Source organism: Undibacterium sp. Ji50W, from assembly GCF_049340445.1.
In the GTDB taxonomy this organism is placed as follows: domain Bacteria; phylum Pseudomonadota; class Gammaproteobacteria; order Burkholderiales; family Burkholderiaceae_D; genus Undibacterium.
In genome coordinates this window covers 12,507-24,537 of the sequence record NZ_JBMPOX010000020.1, presented here as the reverse complement: position 1 = coordinate 24,537, position 12,031 = coordinate 12,507, and the positions used below count along the sequence as shown (strand labels likewise).

The following is a 12,031-nucleotide window of genomic DNA, read 5'->3' as shown; positions in this document are numbered from 1 at the left end:
AAAATAGAAAACTCATTATGTCTGAAAACAAAGCGGCAAAAACTGCCAGTAAATACCCGGTCAACATGACCGAAACAGCTTTCCCCATGCGCGGCGATCTGGCCAAGCGCGAACCCAAGTGGGTCAAGGAATGGCAAGACAAGAAAATCTATGAACGTGTGCGCAAGGCGTCTGCCGGTCGCCCGAAATTCATCCTGCACGATGGCCCACCCTATGCCAATGGTGACATCCACCTGGGTCATGCCGTCAACAAGATATTGAAAGACATGATCGTCAAAGCCCGTACCATGGCTGGCTTTGATGCACCGTATGTACCTGGCTGGGATTGCCACGGCATGCCCATCGAAATCCAGGTAGAAAAACTGTTTGGCAAAAACCTGCCAGTGGCCGAGGTGCACGCCAAGGCACGCGTGTATGCGAATGAACAGATAGAAAAACAAAAAGCCGGCTTCATCCGCCTGGGTGTTTTGGGTGAATGGGATAATCCCTACAAAACCATGGCCTTTGGCAATGAAGCAGATGAATTGCGTGCGCTTGGCAAGTTGCTGGAAAAAGGCTATGTCTATCGCGGCCTGAAACCGGTCAACTGGTGTTTTGACTGCGGCTCTGCCCTGGCGGAAGCTGAAGTCGAATACGAAAACAAACGCGACCCATCTATCGATGTCGGCTTCCCGTTTGCGGAACATGACAAACTGGCCGCTGCCTTCAAGCTGGCCAAGCTGCCGCTGGACAAAGGTTACTGCGTCATCTGGACCACAACACCATGGACCATCCCATCCAACCAGGCGCTGAACATGCACCCGGAAATCACTTACGCCCTGGTCAAGACCCAGCGCGACGGTGAAGACATCTTGCTGATACTGGCAAAAGACCTGGTCGAAGCCAGCCTGAGCAACTATGGCCTGACAGGTGAAGTCATCGCGACTTGCCTGGGTGCGGATTTGTCTGAAATCAAATTCAAGCATCCACTGGCAGCAATGGATGCTGGCTATGACCGTTTTTCGCCAGTCTACCTGGGCGAATACGTGAGTACAGAAACCGGTACTGGCGTGGTGCACTCTGCGCCAGCTTACGGTATCGAAGATTTCCAGTCATGCAAGGCGCATGGCATGAAGGATGACGACATCATCGCCCCTGTGATGGGTGATGGTAAATTTGCGTCCAGCCTGCCGTTCTTTGCTGGCATGACGATCTGGGAAGCATCCAAGCCTATCTGTGACAAACTGCGCGAAGCGGGCACCCTGTTTTCGTTCAAGATGTTTGAACATAGTTACATGCATTGCTGGCGTCATAAGACACCGATCATCTATCGCGCCACCTCACAGTGGTTCGCCAGCATGGACAATACACCCAAAGCCGGTGGTGACAGCCTGCGTCAGACAGCATTGAAAGCGATTGATGACACCGCCTTCTTCCCGGCATGGGGCAAGGCGCGTTTGCATGGCATGATCGCCAACCGCCCTGACTGGACCTTGTCGCGCCAGCGTCAATGGGGGGTGCCTATGGCTTTCTTCCTGCATAAGGAAACTGGCCAATTGCATCCACGCACACCAGAGCTGCTGGAGCAAATCGCCCTGCGCATAGAAAAAGAAGGCATCGAAGCCTGGCAAAAAATCGAAGTTGCTGATTTGCTCGGTGATGAAGCTGCCATGTATGTAAAAAACCGCGACACCCTGGATGTCTGGTTTGATTCTGGCGTGACGCATCAAACGGTTTTGCGCGGCTCGCACAAACAACAATCACAGTTCCCGGCAGACTTGTATCTGGAAGGTTCTGACCAGCATCGCGGCTGGTTCCATTCTTCGTTGTTGACGGCGTCGATGCTGGATGGCCGTGCGCCTTACAAGGCCTTGTTGACACATGGTTTCACGGTCGATGGCGACGGCAAGAAAATGTCCAAGTCTTTGGGCAATACGCTGGCACCACAAAAAATATCTGACACTCTGGGTGCCGATATCTTGCGTCTGTGGGTTGCTTCATCCGATTATTCGGGTGAACTGTCCATCTCCGACGAAATCCTGAAACGTGTGACGGAAGCCTATCGCCGCATCCGCAATACTTTGCGTTTTTTGCTGGCCAACACCTCTGATTTTGATGCTGCGAAAGATGCAGTCGCCATCAATGACTTGCTGGAGATAGACCGTTACGCCATCGCCAATATGGCAGCATTGCAAAAAGATATCCTGGCACATTTTGAAGCATTTGAATTCCACCCTGTGGTCAGCAAATTGCAGTCTTTCTGCTCGGAAGACCTGGGTGGTTTCTACCTCGACATCCTCAAAGACCGCCTGTACACCAGCGGCACGACTTCGCATGCGCGCCGTTCTGCACAAACCGCTATCTGGCATATCACGCAATCGCTGCTGCGCCTGATGGCACCGATGCTGTCTTTCACCGCTGAAGAAGCATGGCAGTTCTTTGCCGCTGCCGATGCCTACAAAGACAGCGATGAAACCATCTTCACGCAAACTTATTACAACCTGCCAGAGATCGCCGATGCAGAAGCCTTGCTGGCCAAGTATGCCGCCCTGCGTGCAGTCCGTACGGATGTCACCAAGCAGCTGGAAGAAGTACGCGTGGCCGGTGGCATCGGTTCATCCTTGCAGGCAGAAGTGACGATCAAGGCCAGCGGCAGCAAGTTTGATGTATTGAACAGCTTTGCCGATGACTTGAAATTTACCCTGATCACCTCAGCAGCCGGTGTGGAACAGGTTGCCAGCGAAGCCGAAGAAGCCGTAGTCGTTGCCCCGTCCAAATATGAAAAATGCGAGCGTTGCTGGCATTATCGTGCGGATGTAGGCAGCAATCCAGAACACCCCGGGCTGTGTGGCCGTTGCGTCAGCAACCTGTTTGGTGCTGGCGAAACACGTCGGTATGCATAAGTAAGTTTAAGAAAGTTTAAATAAGCATTTGTCATACGGGCTGGATCAAACGCAAGTCTGACCCAGCCCGTATTCACCAAGACTTCACAAGAGTTCAATGCCCATGGCAACCAAAAAAAAACCTGCTGTTTCAAATAATTATTCAGGTTCCAGCTCTTCTGGCGCTGGCCTCGTGCCCTGGCTGGGTCTGGCTGCCATCGTCATCTTGCTGGATCAGGTCAGCAAGATCACCATCAGCAAGGCCTTTGCCTATGCCGAGACCCTGAGCATCACCTCATTTTTTAACCTGACCCTGGCCTATAACAAGGGCGCAGCGTTCAGCTTCCTGGCGACTGAAACTGGCTGGCAGCGTTATTTATTTACGGCTATTGGTTTGATAGCGGCCGCCTACATTACGTATCTGATGAAGCGCCATGCCGGGCAAAAACTGTTTTGCACGGCGCTGGCACTGATCATGGGTGGTGCCCTGGGCAATGTCATCGACAGGCTGCTATATGGCCATGTAATAGATTTTCTGGATTTCCATTACCTGGAAATTTATCATTTCCCGGCCTTTAACATCGCCGATAGCGCGATTTGCGTCGGTGCGGCATTATTCATATTGGATGAATTGCGCCGCGTGAAAAAATAAGGAGTAGCACCATGAGTCTGCGACTGGCTGGTAAAAAGATCGTTCTGGGCCTGACCGGTGGCGTAGCCTGCTACAAAATCGCAGAATTGACGCGGGCGCTGGGCAAAGCCGGTGCCAAAGTGCAGGTGGTGATGACAGAATCAGCCACTCACTTCATCACCCCGGTGACCATGCAGGCCCTGTCTGGCAATACCGTGTATACCGACCAGTGGGATGCACGCATCAGCAACAACATGCCGCACATAGACCTGACCCGTGATGCTGACGCCATCGTCATTGCGCCCTGCAGTACCGATTTTATCTTCAAGCTGGCCCATGGTGCCTGCAATGATTTGCTATCCACCTTGTGCGTTGCCCGCCCGGCCGACCTGCCGCTGCTGGTCGCCCCCGCCATGAATGTGGAAATGTGGCAAAACCCCGCCACCCAGCGCAATGTGCAACAGATCAGGGCCGATGGCATACATCTCCTTGGCCCCGCCGCTGGCGACCAGGCTTGTGGCGAAACCGGCATGGGCCGCATGCTGGAACCTGCACAGTTGCTGACAGAAATCATCGCAGCCTTCCAGCCCAAGACACTGGCTGGCAAACATGTACTGATCACCGCTGGCCCCACGTTTGAACCGATAGACCCGGTACGCGGCATCACCAATCTGTCATCTGGCAAGATGGGTTATGCGATTGCCCAGGCTGCCTGGGAAGCTGGTGCCGTCGTCACCCTGGTCTCTGGCCCTACCGCATTGGATGTCCCGTATGGCGTGCACCGCATACAGGTACAGACTGCACAACAAATGCATGATGCCGTGATGGCGCAACTGGCGCAGTCGACACAACATAGGCAGGATATCTTCATCGCCGTTGCCGCCGTTGCAGACTGGCGCGTCGCCAATGCCAGCGCGCAGAAACTGAAAAAAACCTGCGACAGTGATACGCCACAATTGCAATTTGCCCAAAACCCGGACATTCTGGCAGCCGTAGCCGCCCTGCCCGATCGCCCTTACTGTGTAGGCTTTGCCGCCGAATCAGAAAACCTGTTGCAATACGGTGCCGCCAAACGCCTCAAGAAAAACATCCCGCTGCTGGTTGGCAATATCGGCCACCATACCTTTGGCAAGGACGACAATGAGCTGGTACTGTTTGACGAGCAAGGCCATACCGCCCTGCCACGCGCAGACAAACACACCCTGGCCCAGAACCTGGTAGCTGAAATCGCCTTGCGTACCAGCCTGATTTAATTCTTCCATTCATGCCCAGGGGCCAGCGTCCTTCGGGCATTATTTTTTGCTCAATACCATGAAAAACATAGACCTGAAAATCATCGACAGCCGTATGAAAGACTTGCTGCCCGCCTACGGCACCCCCGGCAGCGCCGGCCTCGACCTGCGCGCCTGCATCGATGCCGCCATCACCATTCAGCCCGGTCAGACAGTGTTGATTCCCACCGGCCTGGCCATCCACATCGCCGACCCCGGCTACGCCGCCATGATCTTGCCACGCAGCGGCATGGGCCACAAAAACGGCATCGTGCTGGGCAACCTGGTCGGCCTGATCGATTCCGACTACCAGGGCCAGTTGATGGTATCCACCTGGAACCGCGGCCAATCAGAATTCACCCTGCAACCCATGGAAAGACTGGCACAACTAATCATCGTCCCGGTGTTGCAGGTGGGTTTTAATATTGTTGATGAATTTGGGCAGAGCGAGCGTGGTGAGGGTGGGTTTGGGAGTACGGGTAAGCATTAAGGATGGTGGCTGGGTTCGGCCTGTGCCGGACTTTTGTAATGCATGCTTTTTGCTACGACTTGCCAGCGCCAAGGTGAACAAGTCGGAACGGCATTTACTCCTTCTCCTTCAAGGAGAAGGCTGAATTCCCTCCCCTTCAAGGGGAGGGCCAGGGTGGGGATGGGTTTCTTTCGATGTACGGCAATCATCATACCGTCGCTCCAGCGGCGTTGTTTTTGTGCCGTACTTTGATTGAAACGATTGCCCTTCGTGGACACAAGCCGGGTCTCGGCCCGGCGGCCGAATTCCTTTCTTTGCTTCGCCAAAGAACGGAATCAAAGAAAGGCGACCGCAGACTCGCCCTTCGGGTGCTTACGCTACGCTTCAGCATAATTTGTGCATCACAAAAAATGGGAAGATCCGAAACTCGCTACGCTCAAACACGAAGCTTTCTGATCCATTTTCTGTGACGCACAAATTACATCGTCCCAAGCGGATTAAAGTCAAAGTCCACGTCAAAAACAACTGCAACAACAAAGTCAAAACCAACGTCAACACAACCGCATTCATATTTATTTGAATGACATCGATTAACCATGGTGTTGGTGTTGCAGTTGCTTTTGACTTTGTTGTTGATTTTGACGTTGTATTTGTCTTTGACTCTCTTCCGCTTGGGACGAAGCCATTTGTGTAGTGCAGAAAATGGAAAAAGAAGGTCCGATGTTTGAGCCGCAGGCGAGTTGCGGACCTTCCCATTTTTTGCGCTACATAAATGGGCACTCCCGCAGGGAGCGAGTCTGCGGTCGCCTTTCTTTGATTCCGTTCTTTGGCGAAGCAAAGAAAGGAATTCGGCTGCCGGGCCGAGACCCGGCTTGGTCCCACGAAGGGCATTCGTTTCAATCAAAGTACAGCACAAAAACAACGCCGCTGGAGCGACGCTGATAGGCTTGCCGTCATTCAATCGCAACGCCAATCTGGCGAAACAGCGCAATGGCTTGGCGCCCTCAAGCCAGCGTCGCCAACGCTGCCAGCAATTTCTCCTTCAACTCCTCATTCTTCAATTCCTGCTTCTCCACATCAAAATTCTCATAAAAGGTCGGCACTGACAGACTGGCTTTTAATTGTCCGCCAAAGAACGGTGCAGAGGTCGTGGCGGATGCCAGGACGCTGGCGCCGCCGCGTGCGCCGGGGGATGTGGATAGCATTACCATGGGCTTACCCTGGAACACCTTGCCATTCGCGCGGGAACACCAGTCAAACAGGTTTTTATAGGCAGCGCTGTATGAACCATTGTGCTCAGCGAAGGAAATCAGGATAGCGTCGCTATTGGCGATCTTGTCCAAAAAGGCCAGGGCCAGTGCGGGCTTGCCGAGATCGGCTTCTTTGTCCACGCTGAACAGCGGCAATTCATAATCATTCAAGTCCAGCACTTCTACTTCGGCACCGGCAACCAGGTGGGCGGCATAGGTGACCAGTTGTTTGTTGACGGATTTTTTACTGCTGCTGGCAGCGAAGGCGAGTAGTTTCATGATGGCTTCCTGGTAAAAATGAGTAAATGAGAAAGTTTGACGAAGGAACAGGCGCTCAGGCCACCGCACAAGATCATCCAGCTCAACAAATGCCAGCGGTACTTCGGCAGCATAGGTGGGTGTTGCAGCATGTTGAACAATGTCACCATGCTGGAAAATAAGCGTGCACGAAGTTTTAACAGTGCCTGCATAGGAAGCTGTTGCCTGACGAAGAGTGGATGACATGCGCCTGTCACATCTCCATGAAGAAATATGAGCAAGCCGCTAAAAACCGATTCATTGTTACGCAAAAAAATTATATCAAATATAATAGTTTTCATCCGTTTTTTTGCAGTGCAACGTCATGCAATGCAGGATGCTTGCTTTGGAATTACAATCCATGGCAAAACCAGTTTTAATGTCTGCCCATGCTTGCTGGATATATCACTCCGGCTTCTATGTCAGACTCATCCGGAAAGGACCATGCATATGAGTGTCATCAGCCTGATCATCAGCCCGCGCGTCAAGGATCTTGGCGGCTTTACAGTTGGCCGCATCCTGCCATTTGCCAAACGGCATATGGTAGGCCCGTTTATCTTCCTGGACCATATGGGTCCAGCCGAATTTGAAGCCGGACATGGCATGGATGTACGCCCGCATCCGCACATAGGTCTGGCGACGGTGACTTATCTGTTTGAAGGCAATATGTACCATCGTGACAGCCTGGGTTCAGAACAGGAAATCCTGGCCGGTGCCGTCAACTGGATGACGGCCGGGCGCGGCATCGTGCATTCTGAGCGCAGCAGCCCGGAGCAGCGTAAGCAGAGCCGTACCCTGCATGGCTTGCAGAGCTGGGTCGCGCTGCCGAAAGAATTTGAAGAAGTGGAACCAGAGTTCCATCACCATGCGGCAGATACCCTGCCCACATTTGACATCGGCCAGGTGGCATTGAAGCTGATCGCTGGTTCTGCCTATGGCCATACGGCACCGGTAAAAATATTCAGCCCGCTGTTTTACGTGGAAGCAAAAATGCCCGCTGGTAGCCAGTTGCAGGTGCCAGCAGAGTATGCCGAGCGTGCCCTGTACCTGATATCAGGCGAATTGCGTATCGGTGATGAAACCATACAGCAGCGCAGCATGCCTGTGTTTGAAGAAGGCACAGAAGTAACCATCACCGCCAGCAGCGATGCCCACCTGGTCTTGCTGGGTGGTGCCACCCTGCCTGAGCAGCGTTATATTTTCTGGAATTTTGTATCGACCTCGGAAGCGCGCATCGAGCAGGCCAAGGATGATTGGAAAGCGGGCCGCCTGGGCAAAGTACCTGGCGACGATGAATTTATCCCGCTGCCAGACTAAGAACCACCAATCGAAACAGGAACAAGACCATGAGTGATCAAACCATTTCCGCCCATGTCATCGAAACCGGCGAAAGTAATTTTGCTGTCGACATCGCTGTATCCGGCCACCACATCAAAGGTGACGAGCCGCTGGATGTAGAAGGGGGCAACCTGGGCCCTGCCCCGTATGACCTGCTGACCGCAGCACTGGGTGAATGTACTGCCATCACAGTACGCTGGTATGCGCGCCAGCATGCCTGGCCGCTGGACAAGGTGGAAGTCAAACTGACCCACCACAAGGAAGGTGTGCAGGATATATTCACGAAAGAAGTCATCCTGCAGGGTGCAGAATTGACCGAAGAACAGCGCACCCGCCTGATTGCCATCGCAGCCAAATGCCCGGTACACAAGACCATCACCAGCTCACCGACGATTATCACCAGCGCGGGTTGACTACCAGGTTGAACCCAGTAATAAAAAGTAAAAGCAAAAAAGTAAAAGCAAAAAGCGAAAACAAAAGCAAAGTAAAAAGCCCGGCGCATAACCGGGCTTTTGCTTTGCTTACTTTTTCACTGACAGGGCTTATTTTTTCATCTTGCGGCTGCGTCCTGCTGATTCCCGCAAGATGGTGTAGTTCCAGTCATCACTATGCGAGCCGCCTGCCGTCGTGACGGATACGCGAAACATGTCGCCGTCACCCTTGATCCGGATACCGGATGCCGTATGCTTTTTGCTGGCATCCATGCGTTCATACACATCAATTTCTACTTCATTACCTTCGAGTGCCGTTTGCGATAACACGGCATCGATGGTCTTGGTTGTATATTCCAGTATATAGGTGGGAAGTTTCAAGCCAGCCATACTTGTCTCCTTTGCGCATAGGTGTGCAACCCTTGCTCATTATTGTCTGGAAGGCCCCGCACGTGCTTAGATCGTCAACACGTTCCAAGCACGTGCGGGGTGTGTAGCAGTTTATTCGACTTCAACCACCTCTTGCGATGTTTCTGGCGGAGTTGCATCGCCTTCAGAAAATTCCAGTTTGATCTGGTCTTTGTCATCCAGGTCCACAATCACGCGACCACCCGTCACCAGCTTACCGAACAAAAGTTCATCCGCCAAGGCTTTACGTATCATGTCCTGTATCAAACGTGCCATAGGACGGGCACCCATGAGCGGATCAAAGCCTTTTTTACCCAGGAATTTACGCAAATTATCCGTGAATGTCGCTTCAACTTTTTTCTCATGCAATTGCTCTTCGAGCTGCATCAGGAACTTGTCGACCACGCGCAGGATGATTTCTTCATCCAGCGCACGGAAGCTGATGATGGCATCCAGACGATTGCGGAACTCAGGCGTAAACATGCGCTTGATATCCGCCATTTCATCACCGGCTTCTTTACTGTCATTGAAACCGATAGAGCGTTTCTGCAGGCTTTCAGCGCCGGCATTGGTGGTCATGATGATGATGACGTTGCGGAAATCCGCCTTGCGACCGTTGTTATCCGTCAAGGTGCCATGGTCCATGACCTGCAACAGGATGTTGAAGACATCCGGATGGGCTTTTTCAATTTCATCCAGCAACAGCACGGCATGTGGTTTTTTGGTGATGGCTTCAGTCAGCAAACCACCCTGATCAAAACCAACATAACCTGGTGGCGCGCCGATCAGGCGGCTGACGGCATGCCTTTCCATGTATTCCGACATGTCGAAGCGTATCAGTTCTATACCCAGGGTGAACGCCAGTTGCTTAGCGACCTCGGTCTTGCCGACGCCGGTAGGACCGGAGAACAGGAAAGAACCGATAGGCTTGTCTGTCTTGCCCAGGCCGGCACGTGCCATCTTGATGGCAGATGACAGCGCTTCAATCGCAGGTTCCTGACCAAAGACCACGTTTTTCAGGTCGCGGTCTATGGTGCGCAGCTTGCTGCGGTCGTCCTGATTGACAGTCTGTGGCGGAATACGGGCAATTTTCGAGATGATGTCTTCGATATCGGCCTTGCCTATGGTTTTCTTTTGCTTGGATTTGGGCAAAATGCGCTGTGCCGCGCCAGCTTCGTCAATCACGTCGATGGCCTTGTCAGGCAAATGACGGTCATTGATGAAACGGGCAGACAGTTCAGCCGCAGTCGCCAGCGCCGATGCAGAATACTTGACGTTGTGGTGTTCTTCAAACTTGGATTTCAGACCACGCAAAATCTGCACGGTTTGTTCCACGGTTGGCTCATTGACATCAATTTTCTGGAAACGACGTGCCAGGGCGTGGTCTTTTTCAAACACACCACGGTATTCTGTGTAAGTTGTCGCACCGATGCACTTCAACTGGCCGCTGGACAGCGCCGGTTTCAACAGATTGGATGCATCCAGCGTACCGCCCGATGCCGAACCGGCACCGATGATGGTATGGATTTCATCAATGAACAGGATGCCGTTGGGTGTGTCTTTCAACTGCTTCAGCACACCTTTAAGGCGCAGCTCGAAATCGCCACGGTATTTGGTACCCGCCAGCAAGGCACCCATGTCCAGTGAATAGACTACGGCATTATTCAAAATATCGGGTACATCACTTTGGGTGATGCGCCATGCCAGGCCTTCGGCGATGGCGGTTTTACCAACACCGGCCTCGCCCACCAGCAGCGGGTTGTTTTTGCGACGACGGCACAGGATCTGGATCACGCGCTCTACTTCGCTGTCACGGCCGATCAGTGGATCGATCTTGCCTTCGGCGGCAGCCTTGTTCAGGTTTTGCGTGAACTGGTCAAGCGGGTTTTCCTTGACCTGGGCTTCGGCGGCGTTTTCTTCGTTACCTTCTGGTGATTTGGCCGGTTCGTTGTGACTGTCCTTGCGCACGCCGTGCGAAATGAAGTTCACAACGTCCAGGCGTGTCACGCCCTGCTGATGCAAATAATACACCGCATGGGAATCTTTTTCGCCAAAGATGGCAACCAGCACGTTGGCACCGGTGACCTCTTTCTTGCCATTCGATGCCGACTGCACATGCATGATGGCGCGTTGGATCACGCGCTGGAAACCCAGCGTTGGCTGGGTATCGACTTCACTGGTACCGGGGACGGTAGGTGTATTGTCGGTAATGAAATTACCCAGGGTTTTGCGCAAATCGTCAATATTGACAGCGCAAGCCCTCAAGACTTCCGCTGCGGAAGGGTTGTCCAGCAAGGCCAGCAATAAATGCTCGACCGTGATGAATTCATAACGAGCCTGCCTGGCCTCAACAAAGGCCATATGCAGACTAACTTCCAGTTCTTGCGCAATCATACTTCCTCCATCACACATTGCAGGGGGTGTCCTGCCTTACGGGCGTGCGTTAAAACGAGTTCCACTTTGGTCAGCGCAATATCCTTGGAATAAACGCCACATATCCCTTTGCCATCCCTGTGCACCTTGAGCATGATCTGCATGGCAGTCTCACGATCCTTGTTAAAATATTCTTGTACGATGGCCACCACAAATTCCATAGGAGTGTAGTCATCATTCAATAAAATCACCTGGTACATGGAAGGCGGCTTTAGCTTCTGAGCCTGGCGTTCCAGTATCGTACCGTTTTCTTGCTTGTTTCCCATACGTATATTCTAGTACGTTGATTCACTCCAGAGACAAATAATAAGCGAATAAAACCAGCTTAATTCTCGCCCTGATCAAATGTTACGCGCTTTCGGCTTTTCTCGCAGATGGTGATTAATTCCCATAGATCAAGTTTCTTTTAAAAATCTATTTATTTCCGTTTAATTTACGGGATTTTCTTGTCATTAAGTAAAAATACAACAGTACTGAGTGACTAGTGCATTTGTAACCAAAAGTTTCTTGACTTTAGCTTTTTTTCCGCCAAGAATGATATTTATTGACAAGATAAGTACTAAATTGTCAATATGAAGTGAGCAGGTCAAGGGGGAGGTAGCATAGTGCTAGGTTTCTTGCTTTTACGGCTCGTGTGATTAG

The 12,031-nt window shown here is 52.2% G+C and carries 11 protein-coding genes; 6 read left to right on the top strand and 5 right to left on the bottom strand.

Annotation, left to right across the window (positions count from 1 at the left end; translation table 11 throughout):
* Positions 1 to 17: 17 nt before the first annotated feature.
* From ileS to dut, 4 genes are all read left to right on the top strand, one after another.
* Positions 18 to 2,882 carry an isoleucine--tRNA ligase gene (gene ileS / locus ACO0K9_RS21960; RefSeq protein ID WP_422988418.1) on the top strand — a complete coding sequence of 955 codons (2,865 nt, stop codon included), beginning with the start codon at positions 18 to 20 and terminating at the stop codon, positions 2,880 to 2,882.
* Between the two features lie 103 nt (positions 2,883 to 2,985).
* Entirely contained in the window at positions 2,986 to 3,513 is a 528-nt protein-coding gene (gene lspA / locus ACO0K9_RS21955; RefSeq protein WP_422988416.1) for a signal peptidase II, read from the top strand.
* Between the two features lie 17 nt (positions 3,514 to 3,530).
* Positions 3,531 to 4,745 (top strand): bifunctional phosphopantothenoylcysteine decarboxylase/phosphopantothenate--cysteine ligase CoaBC, encoded by a 1,215-nt coding sequence (gene coaBC, locus ACO0K9_RS21950; protein ID WP_422988558.1) that lies wholly within the window; start codon positions 3,531 to 3,533, stop codon positions 4,743 to 4,745.
* A gap of 58 nt (positions 4,746 to 4,803) precedes the next feature.
* Positions 4,804 to 5,253 carry a dUTP diphosphatase gene (dut, locus tag ACO0K9_RS21945; protein WP_422988414.1) on the top strand — a complete coding sequence of 150 codons (450 nt, stop codon included), beginning with the start codon at positions 4,804 to 4,806 and terminating at the stop codon, positions 5,251 to 5,253.
* Positions 5,254 to 5,710: 457 nt separating this feature from the next.
* Here dut and ACO0K9_RS21940 read toward each other — a convergent pair whose 3' ends face one another.
* Both ACO0K9_RS21940 and ACO0K9_RS21935 read right to left on the bottom strand, forming a co-directional pair.
* Positions 5,711 to 6,193 carry a hypothetical protein gene (locus ACO0K9_RS21940; RefSeq protein ID WP_422988412.1) on the bottom strand — a complete coding sequence of 161 codons (483 nt, stop codon included), beginning with the start codon at positions 6,191 to 6,193 and terminating at the stop codon, positions 5,711 to 5,713.
* Positions 6,194 to 6,236: 43 nt separating this feature from the next.
* Complete coding sequence (locus tag ACO0K9_RS21935; protein WP_422988410.1) at positions 6,237 to 6,986, bottom strand: NADPH-dependent FMN reductase; 750 nt, start codon at positions 6,984 to 6,986, stop codon at positions 6,237 to 6,239.
* Between the two features lie 243 nt (positions 6,987 to 7,229).
* Between ACO0K9_RS21935 and ACO0K9_RS21930 the strand changes: the two genes are divergently transcribed.
* Both ACO0K9_RS21930 and ACO0K9_RS21925 read left to right on the top strand, forming a co-directional pair.
* Positions 7,230 to 8,096, top strand: a complete 867-nt coding sequence (locus tag ACO0K9_RS21930) for a pirin family protein (protein WP_422988556.1) — start codon at positions 7,230 to 7,232, stop codon at positions 8,094 to 8,096.
* Positions 8,097 to 8,125: 29 nt separating this feature from the next.
* Complete coding sequence (locus ACO0K9_RS21925) at positions 8,126 to 8,530, top strand: OsmC family protein (RefSeq protein ID WP_422988408.1); 405 nt, start codon at positions 8,126 to 8,128, stop codon at positions 8,528 to 8,530.
* A 129-nt stretch (positions 8,531 to 8,659) separates the two neighbouring features.
* Here the strand turns inward: ACO0K9_RS21925 and ACO0K9_RS21920 are convergent, their stop codons facing one another.
* From ACO0K9_RS21920 to clpS, 3 genes are all read right to left on the bottom strand, one after another.
* A complete protein-coding gene (locus ACO0K9_RS21920) occupies positions 8,660 to 8,938 on the bottom strand; it encodes a hypothetical protein (RefSeq protein WP_422988406.1) in 279 nt (92 codons plus the stop codon).
* Between the two features lie 111 nt (positions 8,939 to 9,049).
* Positions 9,050 to 11,350: an ATP-dependent Clp protease ATP-binding subunit ClpA gene (clpA, locus tag ACO0K9_RS21915; protein WP_422988404.1), complete on the bottom strand. Its 2,301-nt coding sequence runs from the start codon at positions 11,348 to 11,350 to the stop codon at positions 9,050 to 9,052.
* Positions 11,347 to 11,655, bottom strand: coding sequence for an ATP-dependent Clp protease adapter ClpS (gene clpS / locus ACO0K9_RS21910; RefSeq protein WP_110257372.1), 309 nt, complete (start codon positions 11,653 to 11,655; stop codon positions 11,347 to 11,349). Before clpS ends, clpA begins: the two co-directional genes overlap by 4 nt.
* Positions 11,656 to 12,031 lie beyond the last annotated feature (376 nt).

Coding starts and splice junctions, on each gene's coding strand:
- ACO0K9_RS21920 (WP_422988406.1), bottom strand. CDS start 8,938: ATGGCTGGCTTGAAACTTCCCACCTATATACTGGAATATACAACCAAG.
- lspA (WP_422988416.1), top strand. CDS start 2,986: ATGGCAACCAAAAAAAAACCTGCTGTTTCAAATAATTATTCAGGTTCC.
- ACO0K9_RS21935 (WP_422988410.1), bottom strand. CDS start 6,986: ATGTCATCCACTCTTCGTCAGGCAACAGCTTCCTATGCAGGCACTGTT.
- ACO0K9_RS21925 (WP_422988408.1), top strand. CDS start 8,126: ATGAGTGATCAAACCATTTCCGCCCATGTCATCGAAACCGGCGAAAGT.
- dut (WP_422988414.1), top strand. CDS start 4,804: ATGAAAAACATAGACCTGAAAATCATCGACAGCCGTATGAAAGACTTG.
- clpA (WP_422988404.1), bottom strand. CDS start 11,350: ATGATTGCGCAAGAACTGGAAGTTAGTCTGCATATGGCCTTTGTTGAG.
- clpS (WP_110257372.1), bottom strand. CDS start 11,655: ATGGGAAACAAGCAAGAAAACGGTACGATACTGGAACGCCAGGCTCAG.
- ileS (WP_422988418.1), top strand. CDS start 18: ATGTCTGAAAACAAAGCGGCAAAAACTGCCAGTAAATACCCGGTCAAC.
- ACO0K9_RS21930 (WP_422988556.1), top strand. CDS start 7,230: ATGAGTGTCATCAGCCTGATCATCAGCCCGCGCGTCAAGGATCTTGGC.